The 14,783-nt window shown below is 51.6% G+C and carries 16 protein-coding genes; 5 read left to right on the top strand and 11 right to left on the bottom strand.

Going from position 1 to position 14,783, the window contains the following annotated elements:
* From BLW97_RS17375 to BLW97_RS17340, 8 genes are all read right to left on the bottom strand, one after another.
* On the bottom strand, nt 1–1,067 hold a 1,067-nt coding region (locus tag BLW97_RS17375), incomplete at its 3' end, for an outer membrane beta-barrel protein (RefSeq protein WP_075324087.1).
* A gap of 22 nt (nt 1,068–1,089) precedes the next feature.
* The gene (gene proB, locus BLW97_RS17370; RefSeq protein WP_051690704.1) at nt 1,090–2,067 is read right to left on the bottom strand and encodes a glutamate 5-kinase; all 978 of its coding nucleotides are present in this window, start codon (nt 2,065–2,067) and stop codon (nt 1,090–1,092) included.
* Nucleotides 2,068–2,272: 205 nt separating this feature from the next.
* Nucleotides 2,273–2,476: a hypothetical protein gene (locus BLW97_RS17365; RefSeq protein WP_031574298.1), complete on the bottom strand. Its 204-nt coding sequence runs from the start codon at nt 2,474–2,476 to the stop codon at nt 2,273–2,275.
* Nucleotides 2,477–2,621: 145 nt separating this feature from the next.
* Entirely contained in the window at nt 2,622–3,230 is a 609-nt protein-coding gene (kdpC, locus tag BLW97_RS17360; RefSeq protein WP_198926347.1) for a potassium-transporting ATPase subunit KdpC, read from the bottom strand.
* An 86-nt stretch (nt 3,231–3,316) separates the two neighbouring features.
* The gene (gene kdpB / locus BLW97_RS17355; RefSeq protein WP_075324086.1) at nt 3,317–5,383 is read right to left on the bottom strand and encodes a potassium-transporting ATPase subunit KdpB; all 2,067 of its coding nucleotides are present in this window, start codon (nt 5,381–5,383) and stop codon (nt 3,317–3,319) included.
* A gap of 13 nt (nt 5,384–5,396) precedes the next feature.
* Complete coding sequence (gene kdpA, locus BLW97_RS17350; protein ID WP_075324085.1) at nt 5,397–7,151, bottom strand: potassium-transporting ATPase subunit KdpA; 1,755 nt, start codon at nt 7,149–7,151, stop codon at nt 5,397–5,399.
* Nucleotides 7,148–7,240 carry a potassium ABC transporter ATPase gene (locus BLW97_RS17345; RefSeq protein ID WP_031574309.1) on the bottom strand — a complete coding sequence of 31 codons (93 nt, stop codon included), beginning with the start codon at nt 7,238–7,240 and terminating at the stop codon, nt 7,148–7,150. Before BLW97_RS17345 ends, kdpA begins: the two co-directional genes overlap by 4 nt.
* Nucleotides 7,237–7,416, bottom strand: a complete 180-nt coding sequence (locus tag BLW97_RS17340; RefSeq protein ID WP_065980277.1) for a hypothetical protein — start codon at nt 7,414–7,416, stop codon at nt 7,237–7,239. The genes BLW97_RS17345 and BLW97_RS17340 overlap by 4 nt, the downstream gene beginning before the upstream one ends.
* A 167-nt stretch (nt 7,417–7,583) precedes the next feature.
* Here BLW97_RS17340 and BLW97_RS17335 point away from each other — a divergent pair, with 167 nt between their 5' ends.
* The 5 genes from BLW97_RS17335 (at nt 7,584) to BLW97_RS17315 (ending at nt 12,468) form a co-directional block, all read left to right on the top strand.
* On the top strand, nt 7,584–10,325 hold the full coding sequence (locus BLW97_RS17335; RefSeq protein ID WP_075324084.1) for a sensor histidine kinase: 2,742 nt from the start codon (nt 7,584–7,586) through the stop codon (nt 10,323–10,325).
* 3 nt (nt 10,326–10,328) lie between these two features.
* Nucleotides 10,329–11,063, top strand: coding sequence for a response regulator transcription factor (locus tag BLW97_RS17330; protein WP_075324083.1), 735 nt, complete (start codon nt 10,329–10,331; stop codon nt 11,061–11,063).
* 441 nt (nt 11,064–11,504) lie between these two features.
* Entirely contained in the window at nt 11,505–11,645 is a 141-nt protein-coding gene (locus BLW97_RS17325; RefSeq protein WP_077218533.1) for an EAL domain-containing protein, read from the top strand.
* 198 nt (nt 11,646–11,843) lie between these two features.
* Nucleotides 11,844–12,164 (top strand): hypothetical protein, encoded by a 321-nt coding sequence (locus tag BLW97_RS17320; protein WP_075324082.1) that lies wholly within the window; start codon nt 11,844–11,846, stop codon nt 12,162–12,164.
* A gap of 25 nt (nt 12,165–12,189) precedes the next feature.
* Nucleotides 12,190–12,468, top strand: a complete 279-nt coding sequence (locus BLW97_RS17315; protein WP_077218532.1) for a hypothetical protein — start codon at nt 12,190–12,192, stop codon at nt 12,466–12,468.
* Nucleotides 12,469–12,479: 11 nt separating this feature from the next.
* Here BLW97_RS17315 and BLW97_RS20580 read toward each other — a convergent pair whose 3' ends face one another.
* The 3 genes from BLW97_RS20580 to BLW97_RS17300 form a co-directional block, all read right to left on the bottom strand.
* Nucleotides 12,480–13,493 carry a methyl-accepting chemotaxis protein gene (locus tag BLW97_RS20580; protein WP_075324080.1) on the bottom strand — a complete coding sequence of 338 codons (1,014 nt, stop codon included), beginning with the start codon at nt 13,491–13,493 and terminating at the stop codon, nt 12,480–12,482.
* Nucleotides 13,494–13,546: 53 nt separating this feature from the next.
* The gene (locus BLW97_RS17305; RefSeq protein ID WP_075324079.1) at nt 13,547–13,780 is read right to left on the bottom strand and encodes a hypothetical protein; all 234 of its coding nucleotides are present in this window, start codon (nt 13,778–13,780) and stop codon (nt 13,547–13,549) included.
* A 66-nt stretch (nt 13,781–13,846) separates the two neighbouring features.
* Nucleotides 13,847–14,783 (bottom strand): EAL domain-containing protein (locus tag BLW97_RS17300; RefSeq protein WP_143214975.1); only part of this gene is annotated, 937 nt, incomplete at its 5' end.

Genomic DNA, 14,783 nt, shown 5'->3' with positions numbered 1-14,783 from the left:
CCGCCACTCTGATAGGTCGGGGTCAGCGTGATGGACCAGGCGTGGGAATCGGCGGGGAGGTCAGTCAGTGATGAAGCGATGGCGTTAAGCCCCTCACCCGTTTTTCCGCCCACTTCCAGATACTCGGCACGCGCACCCAAAGAGATTGTTTGGGTAAAGCTATAGTCGGCGAATAGAGCGCCGCCATAATTATCGAATGCGTGCGGTATGCCTAGATGTGTCGACTTGGGTGTGTGCATGTACTGGAAATAGGGTTCAATCACCCAGGGACCCGAACTATATTCGTAGTCAACACCATAAATCTGGCTCTCGTTACCGTAAGAACTATAGGCAGAGTCATTCGATGTTGTTCGTGATTTTCCTAGTGCCCCATCCGCATATAAACCGAGAGTATTGGAACCGTTAATAGCATAACTCAGGGATCCACTCATGACATTGTAGCGATTAGAAAAATAACCATCATTCAAGGAAAGCGAGGCGCTTAAAGGTCCTGCACTGGCATTGAACTGGATTCCACGACTGATGATGGGCTCCATATCCCAAAGTAAGCCCCGCTCGATATTGATATTCTGGTAGGTAAATCCATCCTCAACACCGATCAATGTCGGTAATTGACCAATTTCGACTGAAAAATTTGATGATGGCACAATTTTTAAATAAGCCACGGGCAATGCACCAAACTCGCTGGTACTACGAGATGCCGAGGGAATAGATGCAGCCAACGTAGGGAAGCTGTAAGCCCCTGCTTGAATATCAAACTGAATCGGGCCATTTTCTTTCTGGATAATCACCATGCCATTGGTGATATCAGTGCCCTCCCGTTTGGCACCCAAAGTACCTGGAGACCCCTGAGGATTATCCTGATAGAAGGCCATGCCACTGGCAATGCCTTGCACGTCAATTTTTCCCAATAGTCCGGTAGAGAACGTCAAAGGGTTGGGTAACGTCAATGGACTGGCATTGGCAACGCCGGCAATCGCGATTCCACAAAGCATCAGACAAGCGGAACCAATCAGACGGTGCCGTAAAAAAACCGTTTTATTTTTTTGAACCGAGCACAGAAGCATGATTATTTCTCCTGATTGCATATCATCTGTAGCAATATGAGGAATTATAGAAACGGTGCTGCTTGGAATTCGTATTGGACAATTTCACAGCCACTCCAAGTAAGGAATACGTCGTTTTTTGTAAGGTGGTCCGACGTGCTTTGAGCCACATCTGGTCGAATTTTTCAGAGCGCAAAAAAGTCCCCAAACGTTCACCCCGTTGTAATCGCAGCAGCACCTCAGGAATGTGCCCACTGGCAATCACTGTCGTTGTGCCTGAAACAGCGGCATAGGCTGCGGCATCGACTTTAGTCCGCATACCGCCGGTACCCACAGCAGTACCACTTCCCCCCGCCATCTCTTCATAGCGCGAATCACCAGCCACGCCTTCCTGAATCATCTGTGCATCAACCTGAACACGCGGATCGGCTTCATACAAACCTGCCTGATCCGTCAAAAGGACCATCAAATCCCCATGCCACAACCGGCTGATGACTGCGGCCAGATGATCGTTGTTGCCAAACTGGTTTTCATGATCTGCAAGGGCATCATTTTCATTCAAGATCGGCAAAATATTCATTTTCATAAGCATATTAATGGCGGATAAGGTTCTTTTACGGCGCTTACGATCCTTGAAATTGTCCTGGGTCAGCAGTATTTGCCCGCAATGCACTCCTTCCTGTGCCAAAAGATTTTCATAGGCATGCATCAGGGCTGCCTGCCCGACGCTGGCAGCGGCTTGCCTTTGTTCGGCTGGCAGTGTTTTTCCGGCCAAACCCAAATGTCCTTTGCCCACACTGACGGACCCAGAAGACACCAGGACCACTTCTATGCCCCGTTCCCGAAGGCGTAATATCTGTTCTACAAAATGTCGGATGGCCACCAGATTCAGTTGGTAATCTTCCGATGTGAGCAAGCTGCTGCCAATTTTAATGATCCATCGTTGCGACTTTTTCTGCAGCGTGGTGCGGCTGGGTAATGTAGAAAGCTTGGCTGTGGTTTCAACCAGTTTATTGATCATCAAAACCTCCATTCGTCAAAAACTGATATTTTCTTCAACACCGCAAGGTTATCCGAGATGCATCTATAAATTCCATATAAATGTTGTATAATGTTTATATAAAAATGCGTAATTAATCAGGAATGAGCGATGCATGTGCGTCTAACGCATCAATGCCTTTTTTAAGACTTCCCATAGGATATAAAATCATTCACTGCGGTGCGTGTCATTCCATCGGTTCGGGTGTTTTCCCCTCACGGGCCATTGCCCAGCCTCTTTCAAAGGCATAAGCCAGCACCCCGGATATGGCTTGGGGATAATAGTTGTCACAGGCATTCTCTACATCTTCACTGGTAGCATCAGGATGTTCCATGGCCCAGTGATAACCAGCCCATTCTGCCTCAAGCAATCTCTCTTTCAGCGTAGTCATTATTGAGTTCTCCTTAATGTCTAGGGTTTCCTTTCCATCCTGCTTTTCTGTTGAATCTAGACAAAATTCAGGTGGAAGCTGTCATGAAGCGATTAAAAACCTGCAGGGCAACACCCCTGCAGGATAAAAGCTGCAACACCGTGAATTAATGCTTCACAGGGGTTGCTTTAAGCGGATGCATCTGAACATAGCGCGCATGCAAAGCCAGATTGAGTTTCAGGACATTGACCACCGGTTCTCCGATGTAACCCAGCAAGGGATATTGGGTATTTTCCTGAACCAGTTGCTGTAAAACCGTCGGATTGATGCCCCCAGCCTTGGCGATGCGTGGTATCTGATAGCGGGCGGCTGCAATACTGATGTCCGGATCCAGTCCGCTCGCCGAGGAGGTAACCAGATCCACCGGAACCGGGCCTTTTTCTGCAGGGTCCGCAGCCTTGAGCGCTTTGACGCGGGCAGCCACATGTTGTGCTAATACCGGATTGTTCGGCCCCAGATTGGAAGCACTGGAACCCGCTGCATTATAGGGCATCGGCGAAGTCGCGGAGGGACGACTCCAGAAGTACTCCGGTTCGCGGAAATACTGTCCAATCAATGCAGAACCCACCACGCGCCCATGTTCTTTAATCAGCGAGCCATTTGCCTGATGAGGAAACAGCAATTGTCCGACGCCCGTCATCGTTAAGGGGTAAATCAGCCCGGTTATCACCACTAACAGGAGAAAAAGCAGTAAAGTGCTTTTCAGATCGCCCATCACCGCTGCCCATATCCCTTGATGATCCCCATTCTGCGCATTCGGTTTAGAAGCATTTTCGAGTGACTTGTTCATGTGGAATCCTCCTATAAAACCGTCAGTAGCAGGTCGATCAACTTGATGCCGATGAAAGGCGCAATGATGCCTCCCAATCCGTATATCCAGACATTCCGGCGCAAAATATTCTGCGCGCTGTCCGCCCGGAATTTGACGCCTTTCAATGCCAGAGGAATCAGAATGGGAATAATAAGTGCATTAAAAATCACGGCAGACATGATCGCAGTATCCGGCGAACTCAAGTCCATGATGTTGAGGGCCGATAATTGTGGATAGGTAGAGATGAAAGCCGCCGGTATGATGGCAAAATATTTGGCAACATCGTTGGCGACACTAAAGGTGGTCAAGCTCCCACGAGTCATCAGCAACTGCTTGCCAATCCGGACAATATCCAGCAATTTCGTCGGGTTGGAGTCCATATCCACCATATTCGAAGCTTCTCGCGCGGCCTGGGTACCACTGGCCATGCACAGCCCCACATCGGCCTGTGCGAGAGCTGGCGAGTCGTTGGTGCCATCTCCCGTCATCGCTACCATATATCCGTCACTCTGATATTGACGGATACGCGCAAGTTTGGTTTCCGGTTTGGCTTCCGCCAGGCAATCATCGACACCGGCCTCCGCCGCAATGGCAGCAGCCGTCAAGGGATTATCTCCCGTCACCATCACGGTGCGGATGCCCATTTCTCTTAACTCAGCAAAGCGTTCCTTGATTCCGGTTTTGACGATGTCCCGCAGCTCAATCGCCCCGAGCACCTGGGCACCAGAACACACCACCAGCGGTGTCGCGCCCCCTGCGGCAATTTTCTCGATAATGGCATCCAAGCCTTCCGGCCAGCTTCCCTGTAAATCTTTTATCCAGGCTTTCATGGAATCGGGCGCACCCTTGCGCAGCTGCTGTCCCTCCCAATCCACCCCGCTCATACGGGTTTCGGCCGTAAAGGAAATCAAATTGGCATCCGTGGGCAGCGACTCCTGCTGATCGGGAAAATGCTTCAAGGCCAATGCCACAATACTTTTGCCTTCAGGGGTATCATCCGCCAGGGAGGCCCGACGTGCACCTTGAGCGAGTTGTGCCTCGGATATTCCGGAAACGGGATAAAAAGCAGCCGCCGAACGATTGCCGTAAGTAATGGTGCCTGTCTTATCCAGCATGAGTATGTCTACATCCCCGGCAGCTTCTATGGCCCTACCGGAAGTTGCTACGACATTGGCTTTCAAGAGGCGGACGATGCCAGCAATGCCAATGGCTGGCAAAAGTGCGCCGATGGTTGTGGGAATCAAACACACCAGCAGGGCGATCAGGACCGGCAGGCTGATGACGGAGCCGGAATGACTGGCGTAATGGACGCTGTACCAGGAAAACGGGTAAATCGTCACGGTCACGACCAGAAACACCAAGGTCAAAAAGACCAGAAGAATACTGAGCGCTACTTCATTGGGGGTTTTGCGTCTCGCAGCCCCCTCGACCATGCTGATCATTTTATCCAGAAACGTATTTCCCGCTTCCTGAGTCACCTTTATAATCAGCCAGTCCGAGATCACGCGGGTGCCGCCGGTTACCGCACTACGGTCCCCACCGCCTTCCCGAATAACCGGCGCACTTTCTCCGGTGATGGCACTTTCATCGACAGCCGCCACACCGGTGATAGCTTCACCGTCTGTCGGTATAAAATCACCGGCTTCCACCAGAATGACGTCACCCGTGCGCAAGCTCACTCCGGGAACTTCCTGGTAGGCCGCATTGCGTTCGGATTTAGCCAATTTTTTAGCCACCATTTCATGACGGCTTTGCCGCAGGCTACTCGCCTGGGCTTCCCCCTGCCTTTCGGCCAGGGCCTCTCCGTAATTCGCGAAAATGAGGGTCAGCCAGAGCCAGAGATCGATGACCCCGGTGAATAGGGCTTCGCCATTACGCGCAATCAGATCATGGAAAAACAGGGCCAACAGCAGCCAGGAGCCGATATAGACGACGAACATGACTGGATTGCGCATTTGCACCCGGGGCGAAAGCATATTAAAGCTGTCCCAGAGTGCCCCTTTGCTCTGGTCTTTCCAGTCAATCGGTTTTACCTCATGTTTATGCGTAGATTCCATCGTCAGGATTCCTTTAGTGCGTCATGACATGACTGACCGGTGCCAACTGCTCTGCAATCGGTCCCAGCGCCAGTGCCGGAAAGAAGTTCAGTGCGCCAACCAGGAGAATGACACCCACGGTCAAGCCGATGAAAATAGGCGTATGCGTGGCTAAAGTGCCCGATCCTGCCGGGGTTTTCTTTTTCTCCGCCAGGGCACCCGCCAGTGCCAGCAGCGGCAGATACACCCAGTAACGGCCAAATAAAATACAAATCCCGGTTAACAGGTTGTAAAAGCGGGTATCACTACTGAGTCCGCCAAAAGCACTACCGTTATTGTTGGCGGGACTAGTCACGGCATAGAGCATTTCGCTGAACCCATGTGCACCTGGGTTAAAAACACCCGCACGCCCTGCTACGGTTGTTGCAGCAATGGCGGTACCAATCAGGACGAGCAGAGGCATCACTAAAATGGACAAGGAAGTCATTTTGATTTCAAACGAGCCGATTTTTTTACCCAAAAACTCCGGGGTGCGTCCGACCATCAACCCACCCAGAAACACGGCAAAAATCATGAAAGCCAGGAAACTGGCAAGACCGGAACCGACGCCCCCAAAAACCACTTCACCCAGTTGCATCAAAAACAGATTGATACCACCGCTGAGCGGAATGAACGAGTCATAAGCGCTGTTGGCCGCACCCGTAGAAGTCGCCGTAGCCACCGTTGCAAACAGGGCCGATGCCCCTGCGCCAATGCGGTCTTCCACGCCTTCCATATTGCCACCTCCGGCAAGCGCCGCATGGTTGGCCTGGGTTACACCCAGTTGATGAAAAATCGGATTTCCCGCCAGTTCAAAGTGCTGGCTGACCAGGGTCAGCGGGATAAACAGAATCAGCATGGAGAACAGAATAGCCCAGGCGGTTTTTTTGGCTTTGGTCATCTGTCCAAACAGAAAAACCAAGCCTACCGGGATGAGAATCATCGCCATCGTTTCCAGAAAGTTGGTCAATCCGGTGGGATTTTCAAAAGGATGGGCATCATTCATGTTAAAAAAACCGCCGCCGTTATTGCCCAGCATCATGATGGATTCCTGGGAGGCCACCGGTCCGATATGGATAACTTGCTGCAGAATGGTTTTACCCCCCGAAGTGAAGGGTGCAACCAGATCCGCATGAATGGCCCCGCTCAAGGTCTGAACCACCCCTTGCTGCATCAATATCAAGGAAAAAATCACCGACAAGGGAATCAGGACATAGAGCACGGTCCGGGTCATATCCACCCAAAAATTGCCTAGATCTTTGGTGTTATGACGGACCAGGGCGCGGATGATCGGCAGCAGAATTACCATGCCGGTGGCTGCCGAAAGGAAATTTTGTACCGTTAAACCCAGCATCTGGGACAGATAGCTCATGGTGGAGCCGCCGGAATAATCCTGCCAGTTGGTATTGGTGATAAAACTGACTGCGGTATTGAAGGCAGAACCCGGTGCAACACCGGAAAAATGCATGGGATTGAAGGGCAGGTGGCCTTGTAACAGGAGTAATATATATAAAAACAGTCCTCCTGCTAGGTTAAACAGGAGGATAGCCAAGGCGTAGCGTTTCCAGTCCATCTCTCGTTCCGGAGACGTACCAATCAGGCGGTAGGTGAGACGCTCTACAGGCCCCAGTAGCCGGGAGGCCCAAAACCTCTCCCCCGCGTAAACCCGATGCATATAGGCACCGAGTGGAATGCCCAGAAGAATGGTTACCACCATGAGAGTAGTGGTTAGTAGCAGCGTGGAAATCATAAATATTTCTCCGGGTTAATCAGAAAAGCCAGCAGATAGACAAAAAGCATGGCGCCCAGTCCCAGTCCTATCCATACAAAGGCAGTCATTTGATACTCCTGAGTTTGTCGAGAAGGTGTACCATCCCCATGGATGCCATAAAAAAGGCAATAATAATAAACAGATAAATAACAATCATAACCTGCTCCTTCTGTTTCAGACTGCTCTGAATTCTATGGGTACTGTCACCCTGGAAGCGTAACCATTCGTGATCTATAAATTCCATATAAATTCCGTATAAATCATCTATAAATTGCCTACAAAGACACCATTTTTGTCATATTTTTTGGTTTTCTTGGTCTTCTTTGAAATTTCACTTATGCTCAACGCGCATAACAGCGAAAACAGGAAATTCTTCTATGGCCCAGCATCCTCAATTTCCACGAGCCCAGCATGGACGATAATGACCGTAGCGATGGTCGTCCCGACCCCGATGCTCTCCTGGCTCAGGTCCAGCAGGAGGAAAGCAGACAACAGCGCGGTCGACTGAAAATTTTCTTTGGTGCCGCACCAGGCGTGGGAAAAACCTACGCCATGCTGCGTTTCGGGCAGCAGGAGATGGCTAAAGGGGCAGACGTGTTGATAGGGATCGTTGAAACCCATCAACGCCATGAGACAAAGGCTTTGGCAGATGCGCTCCCCATGCTGCCACGCCAGCATTTGCCCTATAAAAATGTGGTGCTGGAGGAATTTGATCTGGACGCCGCCCTCAGTCGCCGTCCGGGACTGCTTTTGCTGGATGAGCTGGCCCACAGCAATGCACCGGGATCGCGTCATAAAAAGCGTTGGCAGGATCTGGAAGAACTGCTGGATGCCGGCATCTCAGTAGCCACCACCATTAATGTCCAGCATCTGGAAAGTGCCCATGAAGTGGTCCAGCAGATTACGGGCATCAAAGTGCAGGAAACGGTACCCGACCACCTGATCCAGGAGGCCGATGAGGTCGTTCTGGTGGATATCAGCGATGAAGACCTGATGCAGCGCCTCAAAGAGGGCAAAGTGTATCTGGGAGATCGTGGCCTACGGGCGATGTCGCACTTTTTTCGCAAAGGGAATCTGATCGCGCTGCGGCAACTGGCACTGCGTCTGGCGGCAGACCGCGTCGATTTGGAGTTGCGCCAATTTCAGCTACAAAATCCTGAGGAGGAACGCCGTGGCGGAAGCCGGGATCGTTTGCTGGTGGCAATCAGTGGGCGTCCCGAGGATGAACATCTGGTCCGGGCTACTTATCATCTGGCTACGGCACAACGGGCGGATTGGCTGGTCATTCACGTAGATACCCCACGCGGTCTGATGCAAAAGGCTGAAACCCAGGCGTGGATCTGGAATCATCTGCACCTTGCAGAAAGTCTGGGTGCAGAAACAGCTCGCCTGACTGGCGTGAACATCGGCGCGGAAATCCTGGCCTACGCACGTTTGCGTGACGTGACCCAGATTGTGCTGGGTCAGGCGCAAGGTCTTCGGAAATTCTTGTGGTGGTGGCCCGGATCACTGACTGCGCATCTTCTGAACAGTGAGCGCAGCATGGATATCATCATTCATCCCATTCCTGCCAAAAAACCGATTTCTGAAGATCAGCGTTTGCGAAATCAGCAATACCTTGGAGTCATGAATTCACCTTTACGGCGCCATATCCGCAATCGCCATTTTATTTTTGGCGCTCTACTGGGACTGGGGTTAAGCGGTCTGGCCTGGATGCTGGCGGCCTACCTGGGCTTTGCGGGCATTTTCATGTTGTACATGCTGGGCGCGGTGGGTGCCGCACTACTCTATGGACGCTGGCCATCTCTGATTACATTTATAACCGCCGCAATCAGCTATTACTCTTTCGGACTGGGGAAAGGCTTGCCCACGACTCTGGGTTCACTGGCTTATTTCGCGCTGATTTTGTCTCTGATTCTCTTGATCAGCCAGTTGGTCGCCCGTTCACGGGAACAGGAGTTGATGGCCCGTATTCGTGAGCGCCGGGCACGTAACCTCTACCAATTGGTTCAGGTGTTGAGTAGTGCGCGTGGGGTAGAAGGGATTCTCAACGCGAGTATCGAAAAACTGGAGCAGACACTGGGCATTTCTGTGGCATTCTGGCTCCCCGCCACCGAAAAATCTGAAGGCCCACTCAAACAGTTTCCAGAACCAGATCAGACAGATTCACAACAGCGAAAACTCCAGGCTGCTGCGCGTTGGTGCTTCCAGAACAGGAAAAATGCGGGAATGAGTACCAATACCCTGGCCGATCTTCCAGCACTTTTCATGCCGATGATAATCAATGAGCGCTCTTTGGGCGTGGTCATGCTGGCCGACCTTGATTTACGCCGCGCCCCGACTGACTGGCTACGTTTTCTGGAAACGGTGGTGCGCCTGATCGCGGTCGCCCTGGATTCAGCCCAGGCTTCCTTGCAGCGCACGGAGGCGGATGTGCGCTTGCGCGTCGAACAACTACAAAATGCCCTGTTGGGTGCCGTATCGCACGATTTGAGAACCCCCCTTGCGGGTGTCCTGGGTACGGCAACCACTTTGCAGCGCAATGCCCAGGGACTCAGCTCTGAAGATCGGTTACTTCTGGAAAACATCCGCCAACAAACGGAAAAAATGGAGCATACCGTTGAACGTATTTTACATATGGCTGCACTCCAATCCGGGCGCCTCCAGATTCAGAAGGAATGGACCCCGCTGGAAGATTTATTGGTCAGCACGCGCGAACAGGTAAAATCTCTTTGTACAGAGCATCCGTTTCAAACCAGAATCGCCAGAAATCTGCCACTCCTGCATGTTGATCCCCAGCTGATTGTGCAGGTACTGACCAATCTGGTTGAAAATGCCTGTCGTTACAGTCCGCCGGGCCGCGACATTGAACTGGAAGCCTATGCTGATGAAAAAGAGATTGTCGTTTGCGTCATCGACCATGGATTCGGCGTTCCCTCTGGCCGTGAGCAGGAAATATTTGGTCGTTTCAGTCAGGTCAAGCCCCCGGTGGGCCTGGGTGGAAGTGGCCTGGGTTTGGCCATCTGCAAAGCCATTATTGAACTCCATAATGGGCGTATCTGGGTGCGTAACCGTGTTGCGGTGCATGGTGCGGTATTCTGCTTTGCCATCCCACGCGAAGCGGAACCCCTTATTCCCTCTGAAGAGGAGTGATAAATGCCTAATAACCATAAAGAAAACATAGATATTCTTCTGGTAGAAGATGATCCGGGCATTGGCGCATTTCTACAGTCTGCCATGGACCGGGAACCCGGTTATTGTCTGCATTGGGAACGTACCCTCAGAGATGCCTGGAAAGCCTATGAAAAATATCAATTACAACAAGGGCATTGCTTTGCACTTCTGCTTCTGGACCTGGGCTTGCCCGATGGTGATGGTCAAAGCATGATTCGTCGTCTACGCACTCAGAGTGGAGAACAGCCGCTCATTGTGGTCATCTCTGCCCGAGGACATGAAATGGACAAAGTGCAGGCCCTGGATGAAGGCGCTGATGATTATTTGACCAAACCCTTTACCATCGGTGAATTATTTGCCCGCTTGCGGGCCCATCTGCGCAAAAAACCGGTAGGGGTGCTGGAAGATAACCCGCGTTGTTGGGTTATTGGGGAACTGGAAATTGATGATCCTACCCACTGTGTGCGTAAAAAAGGGAAGGTGATTGATTTGACGCCCAAGGAATATGAGCTGTTACATCTTCTTGCCATAAATCAGGGACGGGTACTGTCTTATCGGATCATCCTTACATCCATATGGGGTATACACAGTATGGAACAGAAACATTATGTACGTCTTTATATCAAACGGTTACGGGAAAAAATCGAGGACGATCCGGAAGCTCCACAGTATCTGCTTACGGAAAAAGGTTTTGGTTATCGGCTTGTTGATCAATAATTTCTCGCTAGCCATTGGCTCATAGTCATCTGCGGAGAATCAAAATGGTTCGACCATGACCAGATCAATATTTTCTGATTATTGCGCTGCTTCAGTGTGTTATAGCGTGTAGGCGGTCACTCATGACTGTTAATCAGCGTCATTCGTTAACCATCTTTCAATATCGGGTTTTTCCACCTCATATCGCGGAATATAAGTCATTAGTCCATTGAAAAATTAGATGTATTATCAAAATACTGATGCTTTTATGGATGAGTAATAAAGACGTTTATTTCTGCTGAAAATTGGCCAGTCACTGGCACTGTGTGATAACGGTCATAGTGACAGGTTTCGAGAATAGGATGGCCAGTCCAACGAACGACCGCTTCCGCTGCATTTTGATCGTTCGGATCTAACGCTTGCCGATCCGTGATAGTAACCGACCCAACACACGCACGCTCCATGGTGGGCATGGCCAAGACCATGTCGTTTCACGTTGTCGCAGAGGGCGTTGAGGACCATCAAACGGCAGAGATTCTGGATGCCATGGGCGTACAGCATGCCCAGGGGTATCTGGTTTGCCGAACCCATGGAGACCGCTGAAATGACCAAGATGCTGGGTTAACGCTGACGTTTGTTTTGGACACAATCAACGACACAGAGCCAGCATTCCCCCGAGTGGTTTCACCTGAATAGTTTCAAATTTGCAACGGATGTTCTTCGTTGTTACAGTCCATCAGCAGAATATGGCACCATTATCCCGCAGAGGAATCCACAGACTTCACATAGCCTGACGAGCCCATGAGCCTTTCCGTCGACGATACCAACTTAGGGATGCTGCTGCCCATGCGTGCAGGGCATAGCATGGTCGGATATCAGCAGGCTGTTCTGACAGAATTTGCAGAACCCATTCAGGACCATATCCCCGAACATCTATGTACGACAACCGCTGCCGGCGCCATGCTGTTTTCTGATGAAGCGAGTGAAGACGGGCAACATTTTGTTTTCCAGGACTGTGATCAGGGTGGTTTGGTATTTTCCCCGAAAAACCCGCTTCTGCCGGCTGAGCATTATCAAAACACCTTGATATTTCTGGAGATAGACAGCCGCATTTACTTATGATTTCAGTCCGACCGGACTCAGTTTTCTGACCGAAGAAACGGACTTCCTGCCCGGAGAAAGCCTATTGGCTTCGTTTGATGTTCCCGAGTGTGGTACCTGCGAAACCATTGCCACCATCGTCCGGGTCGACAACCGGCCTGCGGGGCGCGGTTTTCGGGCCCTGGTTGCGGTCAAAATGACCCTGACCCAGGCGCAACGCGCCAAGGCGGAGCAACTGTATCTCTGCAAAAAAGCCGAAGAACTCAAAAAACGTTCGGAATCTTCCCGGACCCTCCGTCCAGGGGAGTTTTATTTAAAAAACTGACTTGCAGAGCCTCAAGCGGACAAATCTGAATGCATCGTCGATAACGCCTTTCGGAATGCTTCGTGCTGCTTTTGCAGTGCTTCGCGCAAGGCCGGCAAATCTGGTGAATCTTCTTGCGTCGCCTGCAGGAGCTGAACAGCTAACTGATGAATCTGCTGATGCGGGACGGCCAAGTCCTGAAAACCACGAAGGGAAGCAAACTGCATCCGGCCGGTACCATCGTACCATTTCCCCAGACGGCAGGCGTGAGAATCCATGGGCAGCGGCAGGTGATCTGGAGACAGTGCCTGGGCGCCCTTTTCGGATTCGCGCAAGGCCACCTCGACGAAATGCTGGTGCGTCTCCTGTGTCGCTTCAAACTGTAATCGCGTGGTCATCTTCCGCAAATGATGCGACTTGTCCAATAAGCGCTGTACGACAGAATCGACGCCAGCCGTCTGCTCCTGAACTGCGCTGTTTTTCTGTTGCATGGCCTTTCCGGAATCCGCAATCTGTTCCATGCTCTCCCGGATTTCGACGGTTGCTTCCTGAACATGGGCTGCCAAGCTGCGTACTTCATCAGCCACCACTGCAAACCCCCGCCCATGTTCTCCTGCCCGCGCTGCCTCAATGGCCGCATTCAAGGCGAGCAGATTGGTTTTATAGGAAATATCCTTGATAGTACCCACGACCCGACTAATTTCCTGAATCTTTTTGAGCAGCAACTGCACCGAAGACACATTATCCGTAATGGCCGATTTAACCTGACCAGAACTTTGTTGCACTTCCTGCATGGCTGTTTCAATATCCGCCGCCGCCCCATCCACATTGACGGTAACCGCCCGCAAGTGCTCCACCAGTTGATGGGTTTTTTCCTGTAAACCCAATACGCGGGAAATCATGGGTTGCGCGAGGGCTTCAAAGTCGGGGTGCTCAACAAGGATCCGCTCAATACGCGGCCCATCACCTTCCAATTGGGCCTCCAGATATTCCAGTAATGCGCGTATGGTCTTATTTTCCTCTGTTGCTGCTTTATCCCCTGTCACTGCTTTTTCTCCTCGCTATTTTGCCTATATAGAATGCACTATGGGTCAGCTAGCTATGGACCCCGTGGACGGTTAACGTCAGGAGTTCTCGCTGCCGAAAGGTCCAGAGTACCGGAAATCTCCATACCTCGACCCATAAAATGACCCAGGAGGGCCTCTACCAGGAGGATATCCAGCATCCGTTCCGCCGACAGGCCAGAATCCTTGGTCAACAGGGTGAGCGCCCTTTTCTGAAAAGGCGTGATGCGTTCTCCGGGCAGTGAATGGATTTTTCTAGCAATCTTCATCTGGCGTACCCCTCATGATCGTTCCACGCAGACCGTTTCCTTTGAGGCCCGGTAAAGAGCACCCATCTACCGAACATGGGGATGCCCCAGAAAGCGGTGTAACACATCCATCAGCTGGGCATTGGTTTCCAGCAGCTCCTGAGCTAATTGCCGCGTTTGCGGACTGCCCGGTGGACCGACATGATCTCTCAGCAGTTGGTGCAGGCGGTGATGGAGCTGATCCACGTCGACCGGCAAAGCGGCGCGGTCGGGCAGCTGGTTCAACCACAGGGCCAGATGACAATGTTCTGCATCATCGCGACCCAAGATCCGCTCCGGCAGACAGCCCTTCCCCTGGAGGTACTGAATGGATTCTTGTACGCGTATCTGGTGCGCGCCCAACAGCCCTGTATCCGTGATACCCATGAGGTGATTGCGTGGTGCAGCAGAATTACCGATGTAATTTATTATGTTAAACGCCTTTACCCAGGCTGGCACGGCCTCTGCGGGCATCGGTTTGGCAAACAGATAGCCCTGCAGGGCCGGACAGTCCAGAGCCTCCAGCAACTGTAAATGCCCGACGGTTTCCACGCCTTCGGCAATGACCTCCAGACCCAGCATGCGGGCGGTCTTTACGACGCCAGCAACAATGGCAAAGTCACGAGGATCATTGAGCATGTCCAGGACAAAACTCTGGTCAATCTTGATGGTCTGGGCAGGCAGTTTCTGCAGATAGCTCAAGGAAGCATTCCCGGTTCCGAAATCATCCAGCGCGATGCGTAGACCCAGGGCATTACAGTGCTGGAGTGTTTCCTGAGCCTTCTGAAAATCCAGCATGGGGGCACTTTCGGTGACTTCAATTTCGCAATACGCCGGGGCTATCCCGGGATGTGCAGCCAGAGCGCACTGCAAGTCATTCAGAAACTCGGGATCCAGCAGATGCCGGGCGCTGATATTCAGCGACAGGCGTAAGGGAAGCCCGGCCTGGTGCCACTGTTCTCCCTGGGACAGGACCGCATCCAAT

It is taken from the genome of Acidithiobacillus albertensis, assembly GCF_001931655.1.
In the GTDB taxonomy this organism is placed as follows: Bacteria; Pseudomonadota; Gammaproteobacteria; order Acidithiobacillales; family Acidithiobacillaceae; genus Acidithiobacillus; species Acidithiobacillus thiooxidans.
Note: the sequence above shows the minus strand (reverse complement) of the source record. Positions and strands in the feature narration are given on the sequence as shown.

Excerpts from the sequence above, each read along its gene's own strand:
- BLW97_RS17330 (WP_075324083.1), top strand. The coding sequence starts at position 10,329 with ATGCCTAATAACCATAAAGAAAACATAGATATTCTTCTGGTAGAAGAT.
- kdpA (WP_075324085.1), bottom strand. The coding sequence starts at position 7,151 with ATGATTTCCACGCTGCTACTAACCACTACTCTCATGGTGGTAACCATT.
- BLW97_RS17340 (WP_065980277.1), bottom strand. The coding sequence starts at position 7,416 with ATGGAATTTATAGATCACGAATGGTTACGCTTCCAGGGTGACAGTACC.
- BLW97_RS17320 (WP_075324082.1), top strand. The coding sequence starts at position 11,844 with ATGAGCCTTTCCGTCGACGATACCAACTTAGGGATGCTGCTGCCCATG.
- kdpB (WP_075324086.1), bottom strand. The coding sequence starts at position 5,383 with ATGGAATCTACGCATAAACATGAGGTAAAACCGATTGACTGGAAAGAC.
- BLW97_RS17305 (WP_075324079.1), bottom strand. The coding sequence starts at position 13,780 with ATGAAGATTGCTAGAAAAATCCATTCACTGCCCGGAGAACGCATCACG.
- BLW97_RS17345 (WP_031574309.1), bottom strand. The coding sequence starts at position 7,240 with ATGACTGCCTTTGTATGGATAGGACTGGGACTGGGCGCCATGCTTTTT.
- proB (WP_051690704.1), bottom strand. The coding sequence starts at position 2,067 with ATGATCAATAAACTGGTTGAAACCACAGCCAAGCTTTCTACATTACCC.
- BLW97_RS17365 (WP_031574298.1), bottom strand. The coding sequence starts at position 2,476 with ATGACTACGCTGAAAGAGAGATTGCTTGAGGCAGAATGGGCTGGTTAT.
- BLW97_RS17335 (WP_075324084.1), top strand. The coding sequence starts at position 7,584 with ATGGACGATAATGACCGTAGCGATGGTCGTCCCGACCCCGATGCTCTC.
- kdpC (WP_198926347.1), bottom strand. The coding sequence starts at position 3,230 with ATGGGCGATCTGAAAAGCACTTTACTGCTTTTTCTCCTGTTAGTGGTG.
- BLW97_RS17325 (WP_077218533.1), top strand. The coding sequence starts at position 11,505 with ATGGTGGGCATGGCCAAGACCATGTCGTTTCACGTTGTCGCAGAGGGC.